The organism is Synechococcus sp. ROS8604, from assembly GCF_014279655.1.
GTDB lineage: Bacteria > Cyanobacteriota > Cyanobacteriia > PCC-6307 > Cyanobiaceae > Synechococcus_C.
Window position 1 is genome coordinate 2795855 of record NZ_CP047946.1, and the last position, 17801, is coordinate 2813655.

The window sequence follows — 17801 nt, forward strand, 5'->3', positions numbered from 1 at the left end:
TTGCCGAGCAAGCCATGGCCAAGTTCGTGTTTGTCACCGGCGGTGTGGTCTCCAGCATCGGCAAAGGGATTGTGGCCGCGAGCCTCGGGCGCCTGCTGAAGTCTCGGGGCTACAGCGTTTCCATCCTGAAGCTGGATCCCTACCTCAATGTGGATCCAGGAACGATGAGCCCGTTTCAACATGGTGAGGTGTTTGTCACCGAAGACGGTGCCGAAACCGATCTGGATCTAGGCCATTACGAACGCTTCACCGACACCGCGATGTCACGCCTGAACAGCGTGACCACCGGCTCGATCTATCAATCCGTCATTAATAAAGAGCGCCGAGGCAGTTACAACGGCGGGACCGTCCAGGTCATCCCCCATATCACCGGGGAAATCCGCGACCGCATTCACCGTGTGGCCTCGAATAGCAATGCCGATGTGGTGATCACCGAAATCGGTGGAACCGTTGGTGATATCGAATCGTTGCCCTTCCTGGAAGCCATTCGAGAGTTCCGAGGGGATGTGGGGCGACGCGATCTGGCTTACGTGCACGTGACCCTACTCCCCTTCATCGGCACATCGGGAGAACTGAAAACCAAACCCACCCAGCACTCCGTTAAGGAGCTGCGCTCGATCGGGATCCAGCCAGATCTGCTCGTCTGTCGCAGTGATCGCGACATCAACGATGAGCTCAAACGCAAAATCGGAGGCTTCTGTGGTGTACCCCAGCGCGCTGTGATCCCCTCCCTGGATGCCGACAGCATTTACGCCGTGCCGCTCACGCTCGAAGACGAAGGATTGTGCCGTGAAGTCCTCGACGTCCTTGACCTTGAAAATCACGACAGTGACATGGTGGATTGGTCGCAACTGGTCCACAAACTCCGCAATCCAGGTCCCGCGGTCAAAGTCGCCTTGGTGGGCAAATACGTCCAACTCAATGACGCCTACCTATCGGTCGTGGAAGCACTGCGCCACGCCTGTTTAGCCCAAGACGCCTCCCTCGATCTGCACTGGGTCTGCGCCGAAGAAATTGAAAATCAAGGCGCCGATGCCCTTCTCAAAGGCATGGACGCCGTGGTCGTGCCAGGTGGATTCGGCAACCGTGGTGTTGACGGAAAAGTCGCCGCCATCCGCTGGGCCAGAGAGCAACGCGTGCCGTTCCTTGGCCTTTGCCTAGGGATGCAATGCGCCGTGATCGAGTGGGCACGCAATCTGGCAGGCCTTACCGATGCCACAAGCGCTGAGCTCGAGCCAGGAACCACCCATCCAGTGATTCATCTTCTGCCTGAGCAACAAGACGTTGTGGACCTTGGAGGCACAATGCGGCTTGGGGTGTATCCCTGCAGGGTTGCTGCAGCCACCCTCGCTTCAAAACTGTATGGGGAAGAAGTGGTCTATGAGCGCCATCGCCATCGCTTTGAATTCAACAACGCCTACCGAAACCTGTTTCTCGAGTCTGGCTACGAAATCAGCGGAAGCTCCCCCGATGGCCGGCTGGTGGAACTGATCGAACTTCCCGAACATCCCTTTTTCACCGCCTGCCAGTACCACCCCGAATTCCTGTCGAGACCCGGCAGGCCCCATCCCCTGTTCCGCGGCCTGATCGAAGCGGCCCAACAACGCTTGCCCTCCAGCCCCAGCGAAGCCATGCACCAACAAAAGAATTCAGCAACTGGATCCAGTCATCCCAGCCTGCAGCCTTGACCCACGCGTTGCCCGTTGTTGAGACCTTCCATTCTCTTCAGGGGGAAGGGGTTCATACGGGGCGAAGTGCTTTTTTCATCCGCCTGGCGGGATGCACTGTGGGCTGCAGCTGGTGTGATACCAAGCACTCATGGCCTGCTGACTCGCATCCGAAGCGTCTGGTGATGGACTTAGCGACTGAGGTCACTGATGCCGCTGACAGCGGAGCCGCCTTCGTGGTGATCACCGGTGGAGAACCCTTGCACCACAACCTCGATGAGCTCACCGCTGCGATTCGCTCACAGTGCGCTCAGCCCGTGCATCTTGAAACCAGTGGCGTCGATCGATTGAGTGGTGCCCTCGACTGGATCACCCTTTCGCCAAAGCGCCACATGCCTCCAAGGCCGGATCTGTTGCAAGCGTGTCATGAGCTCAAGGTTGTGGTGCACGAGCCGGCAGATCTGCTGTTTGCGGAGGTGGTGGCAGCACAAGCGCCCCAAGCCAATTGGCTGCTTCAGCCTGGCTGGGACTGCGAGGAAGGACTGAAACTCGCCATAGGCAAAGTTTTGCAAGATCAGCGCTGGAGGTTGAGCATGCAAAGCCATAAATGGCTTGGCGTGCGCTAGCGACCTCTCATCCCATTCAAAGCTGCACAGCATCCTGCTGAAGCGTCTCCGCTTTCCAAACTCGCCAGCGCAACTCCACGCCATCAGGCAGATCCACCACCACCGGCCAAGAGGCGTTGTAGGGAATCAAATAGGGCTGCTTGCCGAGGGATAAAAAGGATTTGCCTTTCGCTTGATCCCGCGTGCAAGCCATGCGCGTACTCAGCACAAGCACGGGACCAGCCACTTCAAACAGGGCCTTTCCAGAAGCTTTAGGCAGTCGCTGCATCGATAAAGACGGCCCCGACAAGCGCTTGACATTGCAATCAACCTCCACCTCCTTTCCCACGATCAACTGGATGCGCCAATCGAGTGGATGGGCCGAAATCATCGCGTCGTCACTCTTCGGCAGCAGACCCGAGGGCTGAATCACCCAACGTTTCAAGCCTTGCTTGGGTGCTGGATAACCACTCAGATCAAGACGGGGAATTGCCACAGCAGGAGCTGAAGCAGCCACCATCAGCAGCGGCAGTGCCAGCCTCAAGAATCCCAGACCCATGGTCATACCCACACGGCAACAGAATGCAAGCATGACCGATTCCACCGCGATTGCCCTGCTCTCGGGAGGGCTCGATTCCGCAACGGCCGCGGCACTCGCCATGAAGGCAGGCTTCCGCGTGATTGGCCTCTCCTTTGATTACGGCCAACGCCATCGAAAGGAGCTGGATGCCGCCATAGACATCGCCAAGGCTCTGAACCTGGCAGAACATCACACGATCAAAGTGGATTTGGCGATGTGGGGAGGCTCCTCGCTCACCGATCACGCCCAAACCCTTCCCACAAACGGCGTTGAGCCAGGCATCATCCCCAGCACCTATGTGCCAGGGCGAAACACCGTGTTCATTGCAATCGGCCTCAGCCTCGCCGAAGCGCGGGATGCCGATCGACTGGTGCTGGGCATCAATGCCGTGGACTACTCGGGCTATCCCGACTGCCGGCCGGATTATTTAGAGGCCTTTCAGGATCTTGCAGACCTCAGCAGCCGGGCTGGACGAGAAGGGCATGGTCCAAAGCTATGGGCACCACTGGTGGAGTGGAGCAAACAGAAAATTGCAGAAGAAGCACTACATCTAGGGGTTCCGATCGAACGCACCTGGAGTTGCTATAGCGGCGGAGACGTGCCCTGTGGTGTCTGCGACAGCTGCCGAATCCGTGATGAAGCACTGCTCGCCGCCGGACGGCCGGACCTGTGCAGCCCAGGCCGTCGATGACCTCCAATCACGCCGGCACCCAGAAGCTGATTCGCAGCAGCCATCCCTGGATCGAACCTGATTCCGTGGCCAAAGCTCTCGCCCAAGAGCACGGAGAAGCTGGCTTGATTTGGCTGGACGGGGATACCAGCGACTTGGGCCGTTGGCTCACCCTGGCCGCTGACCCTCTCGAACAACGTTGTTGCCGGGGGTTGCCAGGAGAGGTTGGTGCCACCAATCCATTTGAGGCTCTGCGCTCGCTCAATCCTGGGCACTGGACGGGCTGGCTGAGTTACGACGCTGCCGCCTGGCTCGAACCCACAAACGCTTGGCGAAACGATGCCATGGCCAGCCTTTGGATCGGTCGCCACGACCCCGTTCTGCGCTTTGACCTCCAACAACGGGAGGTTTGGATTGAAGGGCTTGATGCCAAGCGTCATGCCGCGATGGAGCGCTGGATTCTGGGACTGCGTGAACGATTTAAACAACACCCTGACGCACACCGCAGCCCCAACCCGCTCCATACAGCGTGGAGACGCCACAGCGACAGAAAGGCCTATGCCAAGGGCGTCGAGCGAATCCATGAACTGATCGCGATGGGCGATCTCTTTCAAGCCAATCTCACCAGCTGCACCAGCACAACCTTGCGAGAGCCGATCAACAATTTGGAGCTCTTTCTGCGCTTGCGTCAAACCTGTCCCGCACCCTTTGCAGGTCTCGTCGTTGCCAGCGGTGAGGCCGATGGCGAAGCACTCCTGTCCACATCACCGGAACGATTCATGGAAGTGCTGCCCAACGGTGCCGTTCAAACGAGACCGATCAAAGGAACACGCCCTCGGGACTCCGATCCACAACGGGATTCCGACCAAGCCGCTGAATTGGTTTGCAGCGAAAAGGACCGTGCCGAAAACGTGATGATTGTCGATTTGCTGCGCAATGACCTTGGCCGGGTCTGCGTACCTGGCAGCGTCGATGTCCCTCAACTGGTCAAGCTCGAAAGCTATGCCCGAGTCCACCACCTCACCTCGGTCGTCAAAGGCCAACTCCGAGACGGGCTGACCTGGGTGGATCTCCTAGAGGCGAGCTGGCCAGGTGGTTCGATTAGTGGTGCACCAAAGCTGAGGGCATGCCAAAGGCTTCAGGAACTAGAACCCAAAGGGCGAGGTCCTTACTGCGGTTCTTTGCTAACGCTGAACTGGGATGGGCGTTTTGACAGCAATATTTTGATTCGCACCGTTCTGCGCAAAGACAACGAGCTTCGGGTGCATGCAGGCTGCGGAATCGTTGCCGACTCGGATCCTCAGGCAGAAGCCGATGAACTGGACTGGAAACTGCTACCACTGTTAGAGGCACTGGAGTGACAGCAACTGAGCCACAACACTCCATCGCCTGGATCAACGGAGCATGGGGTCGGCCTGCAGAGCTGACGCTGCCACTCAGCGATCGGGGGCTGCAGCTCGCCGACGGACTATTCGAAACGATCCTCGTTCAACACAACCGTCCCTGCCTATTCGATGCACACCTCCGTCGCTGGCAGCGAAGTTGTGAGCTGTTAGGGATGGCACCACCACCCCAAAAACCCTGGTTGGTTTCGTTGATTCAAGAAGCGATCGAGCGACTCGGGCTTGAGCATGGGGAGGGCGCCCTGCGCCTGAACTGGAGTCGAGGCGATGGAAGCCAACGAGGGATTGGGCTCGATCACAACGCAGCCGACCCCTCCAGGCATCGCTTTTGGCTCACCTTGCAAACGCATACTCCGACGTTCGAATCCATCAGCACATGGATCAGTCGTCATGAATATCGGCATGCCTCCAGCCTGATGAGTCGATGCAAAACCTTTGCCTACGGACAAGCGATTCAAGTGCGCCGGGAGGCTCAACAGAGGGGAGCTGAAGATGGATTGATGCTCAGCACCAATGGCTCACTGTGCTGCGGAAGCAGCGCCAACCTTGTCGTACTACGCCATGGCCAATGGCTCACACCCCCTTTCAGCGATGGCTGCCTACCTGGAGTGATGCGGGGTCAAGGCCTCAAACAGGGGCTGATCAAAGAGCAATCTCTTTCATCCAAACCTCAACCGGGTGATCAATGGTTATTAATCAACAGTCTTGGCTGTAAGACGATCAGCCACGTGAATGATCAGCCACTCACGATCAGCGGCCATGGAGAAACCCTTTGGAAATCCTTATTGTCATCTCATTCAGAGGACTCATTGCCATCCTGAGCGCAGAAACAAGCGATTGCCAATATGGAATTACGGCGTGACTTAAGCCTCACAAGCCTCACCCTCACCGTCGTCACCGGAACCATCGGATCGGGATGGTTGTTTGCCTCCTATTACGCCGCCCGAACGGCCGGACCCGCAAGCCTGCCCGCCTGGCTCTTAGGAGGCTTGATCTCCTTTCTTCTCGCTCTCGTCTTTGCGGAGCTGGGCTCTCTCATCAACAGTTCCGGGGCCTTGGCCCAGATTCCACTCCTAAGCCACGGTCGCCTATCGGGTTTCATCGGTGGTTGGAGCATCTGGATCAGCTATCTGTGCGTGCCAACGATCGAGCTGATAGCCATGCTCGACTATCTCGACAGCAGCCTGCCCTGGCTCACACAGGATCGGAACGGCACACAAATTCTCAGCGGAGCCGGTCTAGCTGTCGCCATCGTCTTGATGGTGTTCTTCACCTGGATCAACCTCAACGGTGTGAAGGGTCTCGCCCGCTGGATCGACAACCTCACCATCTGGAAGTTGATCGTGCCGCTCCTGGTGGCGGGTGTGTTGATGCTGCTCAGTCAGCACTGGGGGAACCTGAGCATCCCGGTCACGATCGGAAGCGATCCATCTGCAATCAAAGCTGGCAGCGGTACGGAACTGGTAAATGCCGTCGGAAGCGGAGGCATTCTGTTCTGCCTCCTTGGTTTTCGCACCGCTGTTGACCTTGCTGGAGAGGCGCGCAACCCCCAACGCAATGTGCCGCTCGCCATGGGACTAGGGCTCGGCATCAGCCTGCTGATTTACCTGGTTCTGCAGTGGTCTTTCCTGGTGAGCGTGCCGCCGGAAGCCCTCCAGCAGGGATGGTCCCAACTCAGCCTCAGCCAACATGGCGGTCCGCTTGCAGCCATCGCCCTTGGCCTTGGTCTGGGCTGGATGGTGGTGCTGTTGCTGATCGACGCAGCCCTTTCCCCCAGCACAACCGCAATGGCCTATTTGGGAGTATCGGCGCGGGTGAGCTGGATGATGGGTCGCTGCAAGCTGCTCCCTGAGTCTCTGGGTCGGGTCAACAGACATGGGGTGCCGGATCTTGCCGTCGTCAGCAGCTTGGTGTTGGGATGTGCCCTGTTCTTGATCGGCCCAGGCTGGCAACAGGTTGTGGCCTTTCTCACCGCAGCGCAAATGATCGCCCTAGCCATGGGGCCAGCAAGCTTGTTAGCCCTGCGCCAACAACTCCCACAAGAACAAGGCCATTTTCGAATTCCCTATCCCACGGCCATAAGCGCCTTGGCCTTTGTGATGGCAACATGGGCGACGAACTGGTGCGGTCGCACAGCGCTTGAGGGAGCCGTGCTCGCCATCGGAATCCCGAGCCTGATCTTTGCGCTTCACAACTGGCGAAAACGCCAGCAAATTGAAACCAAAGCAGGACTTTGGTGGGGGCTGTATCTCGGACTACTTGTGTTGGACATAGAACTGTTCAGCAAAGGACGACCCCTGGAACTCTCGAACCCGGCCCATCTCGCAGTCCTGGCGGGGATAGCCCTTCTAGTGCTGCCAATAGCGGTCAACAGCGCCCTACCAGAAGTGTCACCCCACGCGCTCACACACTTAGGAAACGATCCACCACATCTTGGCTGAGCTCGGAGGTAGAGCCACTGGCCACAATTCCACCGCGCTGCATGGCGTAATAACGATCCGCTTGTCGAACAAAATGCAAATGCTGCTCCACTAGCAGAACGCCAATCCCTTTCTCAGCGATAATTCGTTGAACGGCAGCTTCAATATCTTGCACAATATTGGGCTGGATCCCTTCCGTTGGCTCATCAAGAAGCAATAATTTAGGCTGGCCCAAGAGAGCACGAGCAATAGCAAGCTGCTGCTGCTGACCTCCGGAGAGATCACCTCCTTTACGTGAAAGAAACTCCTGGAGAATTGGGAAGAGCTCATAAATAAAAGGATCAATTCGACGATTTCGAGAAAGACCACCTGGGAGAGCCTCCATCCCCAACATCAAATTCTCTTCAACAGTTAATTGAGGAATGATTTCCCTCCCCTGAGGTACATAACCAAGTCCAGACCTGGCACGCTGATGAGGAGGCTGACGCTCCATTCCATGGCCTTCAAAAATAATCTCACCGGATCGTGGTTTAAGCAAACCGATCAGAGACTTAAGGAGTGTGGTTTTACCCACCCCATTCCGGCCGATGAGACAAACCATTTCCCCAGCGAGGACCCTTAGATCAACATCTCGAAGAATATGGCTTTCGCCGTAATAGGTATTGAGACCGCGAATCTCGAGCATTGTCATTGAGCTTCGTCCTCCTTAGTTCCCAAATAAACCTCGATCACTCGAGGATCCTGTTGCACCTGATCCATCGAGCCCTCACAAAGAACATGACCCTGATGCAGGACAGTCACAGGGCTCTCGAGACGACGAATAAATTCCATATCGTGCTCAATCACCAAAACAGTGTGTTCTCCAGCCAAAGACTTCAGCAAATCAGCCGTTAGGTCAGTTTCCTCATCTGTAAGACCTGCAACTGGCTCATCCACCAGCAAGAGGTCAGGATCCTGACCAACCAACATCGCAATTTCCAACCACTGCTTCTGTCCATGAGACAGAGATCCAGCTCTCCAGTCGGCACGAGACTGAAGATTGACTATACTAATTAAATGGTGAACTTGGTCGCGCTGCTCAGCACGAATGCGACCAAACAGCAAAGACCAAGGCTGCTTTGACCGACTAACAGCCAATGCCAAGTTGTCCTGAACCGTTAAATCTTCAAACACACGCGGGCTTTGGAATTTACGACCAATTCCAAGTCGAGCAATGCGATGTTCAGGGATTCCAACCAGAGAGCGGCCTTTAAAAAGCACGCCTCCTGAGCTGGGAGCAACCTTGCCCGTGATGACATCGAGAAACGTGGTTTTCCCAGCCCCATTTGGACCGATCACAGCCCGAAGCTCCCCAGGTTGCAAGCTTAGATTTAGGTCTCGAAGGGCAAGAAAACCATCAAAACTAACCGTGATGTCTTTGAGCTCCAGAAGTGCTCTGGAGCCAGAAACAATATTGCTCATGGCTGCACCTCCTCATTGCCATCAACTTCAAGTTGCGGATAAGTGCCAATCGGCCGAATAAAGCCCACACGGGACATCAGATTCCTCGGGCCTTCTCCTCTGAACCAACCAATCACGCCCTCAGGTAGTGCCGTCACCACAAGAATAAACAACCCACCTTGAATGAAAAGCCAAGTTTCAGGCAATGCTTCGCTGACCAAACTTTTGGCGTACATGATGACAACGGAACCCAAAATCGCTCCTACCAAGGTTCCACGACCACCAACAGCAACCCAAATGACCATTTCGATCGAAAAGGGTACAGTCATGAACTGGGGGGAAACAATCCCAGATTGCACGGTGTAGAGCGCTCCACCAATACCCGCCAAGCCCCCAGCGATTGCGAACACGATTGTTTTAAACAATGTTGGGTTATACCCAGCAAAGCGAAGTCTTGGCTCATCATCGCGGATCGCAATCAGAACATTTCCAAAGCGACCACGCACAACCCATCGTAAAAACATCCAAACGAAGATCACAACGACAGCAGTCACCCAAAAGAAGCCTCGCTGCATCTCTGGCGATCCCAACTCGAGCTGGCCAAACAGCACGGTGACATCTGTTTTCAGACCATTGGTGCCATTAATTAGCTTTTGCTGTCCATTGAAGAAGTTGAAAAAGACCAACAGAGCAGCCTGGGTCAAAATCGAAAAATAAACCCCCTTAATTCGATTGCGAAACACCAAGTTCCCCAATACAGCTGCAAGCAAAGCAGGGACTAGCCAAATTGCAATGAGCGTAAAGAGAGGCGAACGAAAGGGCTCCCAAAACAATGGCAACCGATCAACTCCATACAAACTGAAGAATTCAGGAATAGAATTGGGCATATCAATAGAACTCCTCAGTTGGAGATACATTGCAGCGGCATAACCTCCAAGAGCAAAGAAAATCCCCTGACCAAGACTCAGAAGACCTGTAAAGCCCCAAATCAAATCAATCCCAAGCGCCACAATCGCTAGCGATAGAAACCGACCCAACAGGTTCAGACGGAAAACAGGAAGAACCGATGGAGCAGCAACGATTACCGCGATGATCAACACCCAAACAGCCACCGAGAGCCATGGACGCTGTTGAAAAGAACGAAACATCAGTTCAAGCCTCAATCATGCGGCCTTTTTGCGGGAACAGGCCTGAAGGACGGAACTGAAGGAACACCACAATGAGGGCAAACACCATCACCTGAGCCATGCTCGTGGTCGCAAAAAATTCAACGCCACCAGCCAGTGGCCCAGGCATATCGGGCCAAATCGTAAGCAGCCTCCCCGCTCCAATCAGATCAGTTATCAAGCCGATCGCAAATGAAGCCAAGACGGTGCCGAAAAGATTGCCAACACCACCTAGCACCACAACCATGAAACAGCCCACGATGTAAGACGTTCCAACGTTGGGACCTACCGAACCCAACAACGACACTGCAACTCCAGCCACCCCAGCCAAACCGGAACCGATCCCAAAGGTGAGGACGTCAACGGTGTCAGTCGGAATGCCGAGGCAGTCGCTCATCGAACGATTCTGAGTGACTGCCCGGATCCGAATACCCCAAACACTGCGGTTAAGGAACCAGATCACCCCAACGACTGCGATCAATGTCATCACGATGATCACAAGACGTGGCACCGGAAATGTGAGATCCATCCACTCGAGACCACCGCGCATCCACTTCGGAGCGGTGACATCCACATTGCGGGATGTTGCCTTAGCAATACGGCTAATTTGCGAGGCCAATCCACCCGCAAATAACACTCCAATGAAAGCAGAAACAGCCCAACCAGCTAGTCGCACAAACCGAGATTGACGACCCTCCAAAAAGGTATTCGGAAGAAACAACGGAATACTGAATCCGAGCACGAGAAACACAACCATTCCTGCCGCATAAGCAAGCGGAACGCTGCGCACAAACTGCTGGAGAATCAAACTGACACCCCACGTAGCAAGCAGAGTCTCCAGTGGACTCCCATAGAGACGTCGTATCACTGTGCGTTCAAGCAAAATACCAACAACACCGCTCACAACGAAGGCGCATGGAATAGCAACCAATACGTAGGCGTTGTAAATAGGTGCAAGTAGGGGAAGTTTGAAAATGAGCTGCACCACGTAGGTGGTGTAGGCACCGAGCATGATTAATTCGCCATGAGCGAGATTAATCACACCCATCAAGCCAAACACAATGGCCAGTCCAAGGGCGGCCATCAGCAACACAGAGCCGATGGCCACACCGTTGAACAGACTTTCAAAAAGCAGTTGCACGGGGGGGTCTAGTAGGCGAAACAAATAAAAAGAGGAGCCCCCAAGGGACTCCTCTTGTAGCAATCCATCAATCGATGGAGCTATCGATGATCAAAGCTTGTACTTCTCTCCCTTGCTGGGATCAGACCAATCGCAAGCGAAACCCTTCGATGTGGGCTCAAACTGGTTCCAGGTCTGAGGATCAATTGGGTTATCCGACTCTTCTACGATTTCGAACTGACCATCTGCAGTGATCTCTCCGATCCGAACGATTTGAGAGATGTGATGGTTAGGACGAACCTCGATGGGTCCTTGAGGAGCATCGAACTTGATACCAATCAGGGCTTCACGTACTTTGTCGTCATCGAAAGTACCGGCTTTCTCAACAGCCTGCTTCCAGAGGTAGACCATGTTGTATGCAGACTCTTGAGGGTCGGCAACAACGCGGTCAGCGCCATACTTAGCTTTGAAGTCTGCAGCAAACTTCTTCGAAGCCGGCGTATCAATGGACATCATGTAGTTCCAAGCGCCGTAATGACCCTCAAGGAACTCAGGTCCAATTGTGCTGATTTCTTCTTCTGCAATGGAATAGCTCATCACGTAGTAGCCCTTTTCAGGAGTGATTCCAGCATCCTGAATCTGCTTAAAGAAAGCAACATTCTGGTCACCGTTCAGGGTGTTGATAATCACACCACCATCAGGCAAGGCTTTTTTAATCTTGGCGATAATTGGAGCAACCTCAGTATTACCTAGAGGCAAATAGTCTTCACCAACCACTTTTCCACCCAGAGACTTCACCTGCTCCTTGGTAATGGTGTTTGAAGTACGAGGGAAGACATAGTCAGAGCCCACTAGATAGAAAGGCTTCCCTGCAGCTGGTGACTTCTCGAACATGAAGCTGGTCGCTGGCTCCGACTGCTGGTTAGGAGTCGCGCCGGTGTAAAAAATATTCTTCGAACACTCTTGCCCTTCGTACTGAATTGGGTAATACAGAAAAGCATCCTTCGATTCGTACACCGGAAGCATTGCCTTACGGCTGGCAGAGGTCCAGCCGCCAAACACAACAGGAACTTTGTCCTGATCGATGAGTTTTTTGGACTTCTCAGCAAACGTGGGCCAATCGGAGGCACCGTCTTCAACGATGTAATCAATTTTGTATTTCTTGCCGTCTACCTCAACACCACCGGCAGCATTGATTTCATCAATGGCCATCTTTTCTGTATCCACCAAGGTGGACTCAGAAATCGCCATCGTCCCCGTTAGAGAATGAAGGATGCCGACAGTGACGCTGTCGTCAAATTCCACGCTGGAGGCTTTCTCATCGCCACCACCACAAGCGGTGACGGCCAGACCCAGCGACGCTGCGGCCATGCCGACGAAGAGACGCTTGGACAATGATGAACTCATGAGTACCAAAAACAAGTTGATTGACGCTTAAACGCCGGAGCACGAAAGGTACAGATCAAGAGCCGCAGGTTCCTGTATCAATAAAAACAATTTGACTCTTAAGCGCCTAAATACCCTTCATTCTTGTATCTGTTGCAACACAAAGGCTTCCACAAGATCGAGTCCTTCCCCATTTCGAAGGTTGGTAAAGCACCAGGGTCGATCCCGCCGCATCCTCAGCGTGTCCTGTTCCATCACGACTAAGTCAGCACCAACAAGGGGAGCCAGATCAATCTTGTTAATCACCAATAAATCGGATCGTGTAATTCCAGGACCGCCTTTGCGAGGAATCTTGTCCCCAGCCGCTACATCAATCACATAAATACAAAGGTCGACTAATTCGGGGCTAAAACTGGCCGCAAGATTGTCACCTCCGCTCTCCACCATCACCAAATCAAGCCTTGGGAACTGACGTTCCAGTTCACCCACAGCCGCTCGGTTGATGGAGCAGTCTTCTCGGATCGCCGTATGCGGGCACCCTCCGGTTTCAACCCCACGGATGCGCTCAGGCTCTAAGGCACCTGAACGCGTCAGGAATTGGGCATCCTCTTGGGTGTAAATGTCATTGGTCACAACCGCCAATTGCAGGCGATTGCGCAATCTCCTGCACAGCGCTTCCACGAGCGCTGTCTTGCCTGAGCCCACCGGCCCGGCGATGCCAAGCCTGAGTTTGCTGCTCATCAGCTCCGGAACAAACGTGAATACAACTCAGCATGCGCCAACTGGGCCAGCCCCGCACCAGCACCACCACACCAAAGGGTGTACGGGTCTTGATCTTTCAAAACAGATGCCTGTTCACGAATCATCGGCAACAGCTGCTGCTGGATCCGTTGAGCCGTGGTGGGACCCAGCGGCACCAAGCGAACCGCTGCACTGAGCTGATTCGCAACCCAGCCGTAGAGATAACCCTCCACCATCTCCAGCTCAGAAATCTTCAACGACAAAGCAGCCCAAGCCCAGGCCGCCGGCCATGCCAGCACCACCGGCTGAGGCAATGGATGTCCAAGATCAACCATCAACTGCAGCAAAGAACCGCCCATCTGTCCTTGCTGGGCACGCACCTCAGCCGACTCCCTCAAAGCCAACAACCAACCATCCAAAGACATCAACTCGCTGGGCATCTCTGACCTTTCTTGCTCCCAGCGTTGAAGCTGGACGCGCAATGGGTTTAATGCCGCAGCCTCCAACCTCAGGGCACCCCTTTGCAGCTCCGCTTCAATCCAATGTTGGAGGTCTAATTCATCGATCAATGAACCATTCTGGATCAAAACTTCAAGACCCTCGGAATAGCTAAAAGCGCCAACGGGCAAGGCAGGACTCACCAACTGCAGCAATGCAAGCGAGGTCATGCGTGCTGATGGCCGATGTAAGCACCGCCTTCTGGCATGAAGGGACAGCAACACCGTGTCACCTTCAATCCGCGACCGTTAAGCATGGTGGCGAGGACGGAGTCGTTGAGCAACAACAGCTCATGCTCATGCAACTCAAGAGCTACATGGCGATTACCCAAGTGATAGGCAGCCTCAAGCAGGGCCAGCGGCGTTGCTGCCTCCACTCTCAACAACTCCTCAGGAGCCGCAGTCACCAGCACATGCACCTGATGATGCGCATCGGTGAGGCGATCACCTGGCGTTAACGGGCGCTCGCGAGGCAGCTGCAACAACACGTCTCGACCACAGGCCGTGCGACGACGTCCACGCAGCACCGTGCGCTGATCCGCACTCAGCGGCAACTCCATGACAGCGAGGGTGGCATCAGGCAATGGCTCCTCAGACAAGAGGCGGTGGTCCAACACGATCAAACCAACATCCAAGGGTTCAGATAGCCAACGAGATCACACAACAAAGACTGCCCAACCAGCACGCCTTCGTTTGGTAGTGCTTGCTACAGAGCTGAGCAGAGTTGGCGTCGAGCGTGCACTGATGCATCGACTTAACCCGTGGCACGGCACCTGCAACCTGCAGTTTTTTGAGGGCAGCAGGGGCAGTCAGCATCAGGGGGGTTGCACCGCCCCCCTGAAATTGATGCGCGCCGAACGGGGTGAGAACGGGCGGTGCGAGCTGCCATTGCTTCACACCGCGGGCGGCCTCGTGGGTGGAGACCAATTGAGAGTCAACCTCGACCTAAAGCCAAGCAGTCGCTGTCTGCTCACAAGTGTGGCCGCGCAAAAGGTCTATGGGTCAGTGGGCCGAAGCCAGCTCCATCCCCAGGGGGCTTGGGCCCGCCAACAGGTCGCGGCAGAGCTTGATGCCGGGGCTGATCTGGAGTGGCTTCCCCAGGAGCTTGTGCTTTATGCCAATGCTCTGTTTGAACAAAACCTCAGCGTCATATTGCCGAAGAATGGATCATTTCTCAGCGCAGAAATTGTGCGTCTCGGGCGCACTGCCGCCAACGAAACCTTGGGGCGGGGGTGCTGGAGATCAGGCGTTCAGATCCAACGCCAAACGCCTGAAGGTCAGCGCTGGGAACTTGTTGACAGACTCGAAATCAGCGACGCAGCGCTGAAGGGAATCCATGGACTCAATCAACAACCCGTCTTTGGCACCTTCGTTTGGGCGGCACCCTTCCCTTTCCCTACAGAAACGATCAACACCCTCATCGATGACGTTCGGCAAGATCGAGAGGATCTCGAAGGCCAGATGCATTGCGGCGTTCTCCCCCAGGGGCTGATCGCCCGTTACAGCGGCTTCTCAAGCCGTGATGCCCGTTTTTGGTTCAGCAGGATTTGGGCTCGCACCCGTCGAGCTCGAGACCTAGCTCCTCCGCAGATTCCCAGGGTCTGGCCCTTACAAGAACATCCATTGAAGGCCTAAGCGTTCAATTTGAACATTCCGCTGGCCGAGGGAGATAGAGACTAGAAATAGTGCAAGGTCACCATGCACCTCAGCCCCCAAGAAAAAGACAAACTGCTCATTGTCACGGCTGCGCTCTTGGCAGAACGTCGACTCCAGCGTGGCCTCAAACTCAACCACCCTGAATCCGTGGCATGGCTGAGCTTCTTGGTTTTAGAAGGCGCACGCGATGGGAAAACTGTGGCCGACCTGATGCAGGAAGGCAGCACGTGGCTGAGCCGCGACCAGGTGATGGAGGGCATTCCAGAGTTGGTGGATGAAGTCCAAATCGAGGCGGTATTTCCCGATGGAACCAAGCTCGTGACCCTGCATGACCCCATTCGCTAAGGCTTTTTTTGATGGCACCCCTCATCCCCGGTGAATTAATACCGGAACCCGGCGAACTGGAACTCAACGCCAACAGAGAGGTCACAACCCTCAGCGTTGCCAACAGCGGCGACCGCCCCGTCCAGGTGGGATCCCACTTCCATTTCCAAGAAGCCAATGCTGCTCTGATCTTTGACCGTGACGCTGCACGCGGTCAAAGGCTTGATATTCCAGCCGGTACGGCCATTCGCTTCGAACCAGGTGATCACCGCGACGTGAATTTGATCCCGTTTGCTGGAGCACGCCGCGTTGTCGGCTTCAACGGACACATCAACGGACCCCTCGACGCCTGATTCATGCCCTATCGCATTTCCCGCCAGGCCTACGCCGAAACCTATGGGCCAACCACCGGAGACCGCATTCGCTTAGCGGACACCGACCTCATCCTCGAAGTGGAAAAAGACTTCACCACCTACGGCGATGAGGTGAAATTCGGTGGCGGGAAAGTGATTCGCGATGGGATGGGCCAATCCCAAACCTCCCGGGCTGGAGGAGCCGTTGACACCGTGATTACCAATGCCCTCATTCTTGATTGGTGGGGCATCGTCAAGGCCGATATCGGCCTCAAAGATGGCCGCATTGTCGGGATCGGCAAAGCAGGCAACCCCGACATCCAGGAAGGCGTCACCATCGTGATTGGCCCCGGCACCGAAGCGATTGCTGGTGAAGGACACATCCTCACCGCTGGAGGGATTGACACCCATATTCATTTCATCTGCCCCCAACAGGTCGAAACGGCCCTCGCCAGTGGTATGACGACCTTGATGGGGGGCGGCACTGGACCAGCCACAGGAACAAATGCCACCACCTGCACGCCTGGTGCGTTTCATATAGGCCGCATGCTGCAGGCCGCTGAGGGCCTACCCGTCAACCTTGGATTTTTCGGGAAAGGGAACGCCAGCACTTCAGAAGCGCTAGGGGAGCAAGTGCGCGCTGGTGCCTGTGGTCTCAAACTGCATGAAGATTGGGGCACCACGCCTGCCGCCATTGATGCCTGCCTGTCGGTAGCCGATCAAATGGATGTGCAGGTCTGCATCCACACCGACACCCTGAATGAAGCGGGCTTCATTGAAGACACCATCGCCGCCATCAAGGGCCGAACCATTCACACCTTTCATACCGAAGGTGCTGGCGGCGGGCATGCACCCGACATCATCAAAATCTGCGGAGAGGCGAATGTGCTTCCCAGCAGCACCAACCCCACACGTCCTTACACCTGCAACACCCTCGAGGAACACCTCGACATGTTGATGGTGTGCCATCACCTGGATCCAAAAATCCCTGAAGATGTGGCCTTTGCAGAATCACGCATCCGCCGCGAAACGATCGCAGCTGAGGACATCCTTCACGATCTAGGCGCCTTCTCGATCATCGCCAGCGATTCCCAGGCGATGGGCCGTGTCGGCGAGGTGATCACGCGCACCTTCCAAACAGCCCACAAGATGAAAATGCAGCGTGGAGCGTTGCCGGAAGACTCCAGCCGCAACGACAACCACCGTCTGAAGCGCTATATCGCCAAAGTCACCATCAATCCAGCCATCGCCCATGGCATCAGCAGCCAAGTTGGGTCTGTAGAGACAGGCAAACTCGCCGATCTAGTGCTCTGGAAACCAGGATTCTTTGGGATACGACCACAACTCGTCGTGAAAGGCGGATCGATCGTCTGGGCCCAAATGGGTGATGCCAACGCCTCAATCCCCACACCTGGACCTGTGCATGGAAGACCCATGTTTGCCGCCTTTGGCAAAGCCCTTGCGCCCAGTTGCCTCACCTTTTTGAGCGAAGCAGCCCTCAACGACAACATCCAAAGCAAACTCGGTCTGGAACGCACCTGTATTGCCGTAGAGCACACCCGTGACGTTGGCAAAAGTGCGCTGAAACTCAACTCAGCGCTTCCCAACATGAGCGTGGATCCACAGACCTATGAGGTGTTCGCCGATGGCGCGCTTCTCACCTGTGAACCAGCAGAGGTATTACCTCTCGCCCAGCGCTACCTGCTGCTTTGATCGCGACCGACCAAAGAACATCGTCCAGAATGACATCAATAAATGTTCAATAAAAGATTC

At 55.2% G+C, this 17801-nt stretch carries 19 protein-coding genes; 10 read left to right on the plus strand and 9 right to left on the minus strand.

The window, feature by feature from the left end:
- The first annotated feature begins 14 nt into the window (after positions 1 to 14).
- Positions 15 to 1688: a CTP synthase gene (locus tag SynROS8604_RS15075; RefSeq protein WP_186544594.1), complete on the plus strand. Its 1674-nt coding sequence runs from the start codon at positions 15 to 17 to the stop codon at positions 1686 to 1688.
- A complete protein-coding gene (locus SynROS8604_RS15080) occupies positions 1685 to 2293 on the plus strand; it encodes a 7-carboxy-7-deazaguanine synthase QueE (RefSeq protein WP_186544595.1) in 609 nt (202 codons plus the stop codon). Before SynROS8604_RS15075 ends, SynROS8604_RS15080 begins: the two co-directional genes overlap by 4 nt.
- 16 nt (positions 2294 to 2309) lie before the next feature.
- Here SynROS8604_RS15080 and SynROS8604_RS15085 read toward each other — a convergent pair whose 3' ends face one another.
- Positions 2310 to 2831, minus strand: coding sequence for an ecotin family protein (locus tag SynROS8604_RS15085; RefSeq protein WP_186546065.1), 522 nt, complete (start codon positions 2829 to 2831; stop codon positions 2310 to 2312).
- Positions 2832 to 2862: 31 nt separating this feature from the next.
- Between SynROS8604_RS15085 and queC the strand changes: the two genes are divergently transcribed.
- From queC to SynROS8604_RS15105, 4 genes are read left to right on the plus strand one after another with little or no spacing between them, the layout of a single operon-like run.
- Positions 2863 to 3543, plus strand: coding sequence for a 7-cyano-7-deazaguanine synthase QueC (gene queC / locus SynROS8604_RS15090; protein WP_186544596.1), 681 nt, complete (start codon positions 2863 to 2865; stop codon positions 3541 to 3543).
- Positions 3540 to 4883, plus strand: a complete 1344-nt coding sequence (locus tag SynROS8604_RS15095) for an anthranilate synthase component I family protein (protein ID WP_186544597.1) — start codon at positions 3540 to 3542, stop codon at positions 4881 to 4883. The genes queC and SynROS8604_RS15095 overlap by 4 nt, the downstream gene beginning before the upstream one ends.
- Positions 4880 to 5746 (plus strand): aminotransferase class IV, encoded by an 867-nt coding sequence (locus SynROS8604_RS15100; protein ID WP_186544598.1) that lies wholly within the window; start codon positions 4880 to 4882, stop codon positions 5744 to 5746. The genes SynROS8604_RS15095 and SynROS8604_RS15100 overlap by 4 nt, the downstream gene beginning before the upstream one ends.
- A gap of 24 nt (positions 5747 to 5770) precedes the next feature.
- A complete protein-coding gene (locus SynROS8604_RS15105) occupies positions 5771 to 7366 on the plus strand; it encodes an APC family permease (RefSeq protein ID WP_186544599.1) in 1596 nt (531 codons plus the stop codon).
- On the opposite strand, the gene urtE is transcribed toward SynROS8604_RS15105, so the two are convergent.
- The 8 genes from urtE to ureE form a co-directional block, all read right to left on the minus strand.
- Positions 7329 to 8036: an urea ABC transporter ATP-binding subunit UrtE gene (gene urtE, locus SynROS8604_RS15110; RefSeq protein WP_006854218.1), complete on the minus strand. Its 708-nt coding sequence runs from the start codon at positions 8034 to 8036 to the stop codon at positions 7329 to 7331. The two genes, SynROS8604_RS15105 and urtE, sit on opposite strands and share 38 nt — an antisense overlap.
- Entirely contained in the window at positions 8033 to 8806 is a 774-nt protein-coding gene (gene urtD, locus SynROS8604_RS15115) for an urea ABC transporter ATP-binding protein UrtD (RefSeq protein ID WP_186544600.1), read from the minus strand. Before urtD ends, urtE begins: the two co-directional genes overlap by 4 nt.
- Positions 8803 to 9933 (minus strand): urea ABC transporter permease subunit UrtC, encoded by a 1131-nt coding sequence (urtC, locus tag SynROS8604_RS15120; RefSeq protein WP_186544601.1) that lies wholly within the window; start codon positions 9931 to 9933, stop codon positions 8803 to 8805. The genes urtD and urtC overlap by 4 nt, the downstream gene beginning before the upstream one ends.
- A gap of 4 nt (positions 9934 to 9937) precedes the next feature.
- The gene (gene urtB / locus SynROS8604_RS15125; protein WP_186544602.1) at positions 9938 to 11092 is read right to left on the minus strand and encodes an urea ABC transporter permease subunit UrtB; all 1155 of its coding nucleotides are present in this window, start codon (positions 11090 to 11092) and stop codon (positions 9938 to 9940) included.
- A 90-nt stretch (positions 11093 to 11182) separates the two neighbouring features.
- Positions 11183 to 12478: an urea ABC transporter substrate-binding protein gene (urtA, locus tag SynROS8604_RS15130; protein WP_186546066.1), complete on the minus strand. Its 1296-nt coding sequence runs from the start codon at positions 12476 to 12478 to the stop codon at positions 11183 to 11185.
- 117 nt (positions 12479 to 12595) lie between these two features.
- On the minus strand, positions 12596 to 13198 hold the full coding sequence (gene ureG, locus SynROS8604_RS15135) for an urease accessory protein UreG (protein ID WP_186544603.1): 603 nt from the start codon (positions 13196 to 13198) through the stop codon (positions 12596 to 12598).
- Positions 13198 to 13866 (minus strand): urease accessory protein UreF, encoded by a 669-nt coding sequence (locus SynROS8604_RS15140; protein WP_186544604.1) that lies wholly within the window; start codon positions 13864 to 13866, stop codon positions 13198 to 13200. Before SynROS8604_RS15140 ends, ureG begins: the two co-directional genes overlap by 1 nt.
- Positions 13863 to 14330 (minus strand): urease accessory protein UreE, encoded by a 468-nt coding sequence (gene ureE / locus SynROS8604_RS15145; protein WP_186544605.1) that lies wholly within the window; start codon positions 14328 to 14330, stop codon positions 13863 to 13865. The genes SynROS8604_RS15140 and ureE overlap by 4 nt, the downstream gene beginning before the upstream one ends.
- Positions 14331 to 14439: 109 nt before the next feature.
- Here ureE and SynROS8604_RS15150 point away from each other — a divergent pair, with 109 nt between their 5' ends.
- The 4 genes from SynROS8604_RS15150 (at position 14440) to ureC (ending at position 17741) form a co-directional block, all read left to right on the plus strand.
- Positions 14440 to 15330, plus strand: a complete 891-nt coding sequence (locus tag SynROS8604_RS15150; RefSeq protein WP_186544606.1) for an urease accessory protein UreD — start codon at positions 14440 to 14442, stop codon at positions 15328 to 15330.
- A 63-nt stretch (positions 15331 to 15393) separates the two neighbouring features.
- Positions 15394 to 15696 carry an urease subunit gamma gene (locus SynROS8604_RS15155; protein WP_186544607.1) on the plus strand — a complete coding sequence of 101 codons (303 nt, stop codon included), beginning with the start codon at positions 15394 to 15396 and terminating at the stop codon, positions 15694 to 15696.
- 11 nt (positions 15697 to 15707) lie between these two features.
- Positions 15708 to 16028 carry an urease subunit beta gene (locus SynROS8604_RS15160; RefSeq protein WP_006854228.1) on the plus strand — a complete coding sequence of 107 codons (321 nt, stop codon included), beginning with the start codon at positions 15708 to 15710 and terminating at the stop codon, positions 16026 to 16028.
- Positions 16029 to 16031: 3 nt separating this feature from the next.
- Positions 16032 to 17741, plus strand: a complete 1710-nt coding sequence (gene ureC / locus SynROS8604_RS15165; RefSeq protein WP_186544608.1) for an urease subunit alpha — start codon at positions 16032 to 16034, stop codon at positions 17739 to 17741.
- Positions 17742 to 17801: the final 60 nt, after the last annotated feature.

What these genes read in the sequence shown, in the direction of transcription:
- SynROS8604_RS15075 (WP_186544594.1), top strand. Translation starts at nt 15, where the DNA reads ATGGCCAAGTTCGTGTTTGTCACCGGCGGTGTGGTCTCCAGCATCGGC.
- SynROS8604_RS15085 (WP_186546065.1), bottom strand. Translation starts at nt 2,831, where the DNA reads ATGGGTCTGGGATTCTTGAGGCTGGCACTGCCGCTGCTGATGGTGGCT.
- queC (WP_186544596.1), top strand. Translation starts at nt 2,863, where the DNA reads ATGACCGATTCCACCGCGATTGCCCTGCTCTCGGGAGGGCTCGATTCC.
- SynROS8604_RS15095 (WP_186544597.1), top strand. Translation starts at nt 3,540, where the DNA reads ATGACCTCCAATCACGCCGGCACCCAGAAGCTGATTCGCAGCAGCCAT.
- SynROS8604_RS15105 (WP_186544599.1), top strand. Translation starts at nt 5,771, where the DNA reads ATGGAATTACGGCGTGACTTAAGCCTCACAAGCCTCACCCTCACCGTC.
- urtE (WP_006854218.1), bottom strand. Translation starts at nt 8,036, where the DNA reads ATGACAATGCTCGAGATTCGCGGTCTCAATACCTATTACGGCGAAAGC.
- urtD (WP_186544600.1), bottom strand. Translation starts at nt 8,806, where the DNA reads ATGAGCAATATTGTTTCTGGCTCCAGAGCACTTCTGGAGCTCAAAGAC.
- urtC (WP_186544601.1), bottom strand. Translation starts at nt 9,933, where the DNA reads ATGTTTCGTTCTTTTCAACAGCGTCCATGGCTCTCGGTGGCTGTTTGG.
- urtA (WP_186546066.1), bottom strand. Translation starts at nt 12,478, where the DNA reads ATGAGTTCATCATTGTCCAAGCGTCTCTTCGTCGGCATGGCCGCAGCG.
- ureG (WP_186544603.1), bottom strand. Translation starts at nt 13,198, where the DNA reads ATGAGCAGCAAACTCAGGCTTGGCATCGCCGGGCCGGTGGGCTCAGGC.
- SynROS8604_RS15140 (WP_186544604.1), bottom strand. Translation starts at nt 13,866, where the DNA reads ATGACCTCGCTTGCATTGCTGCAGTTGGTGAGTCCTGCCTTGCCCGTT.
- SynROS8604_RS15150 (WP_186544606.1), top strand. Translation starts at nt 14,440, where the DNA reads ATGCATCGACTTAACCCGTGGCACGGCACCTGCAACCTGCAGTTTTTT.
- SynROS8604_RS15155 (WP_186544607.1), top strand. Translation starts at nt 15,394, where the DNA reads ATGCACCTCAGCCCCCAAGAAAAAGACAAACTGCTCATTGTCACGGCT.
- SynROS8604_RS15160 (WP_006854228.1), top strand. Translation starts at nt 15,708, where the DNA reads ATGGCACCCCTCATCCCCGGTGAATTAATACCGGAACCCGGCGAACTG.
- ureC (WP_186544608.1), top strand. Translation starts at nt 16,032, where the DNA reads ATGCCCTATCGCATTTCCCGCCAGGCCTACGCCGAAACCTATGGGCCA.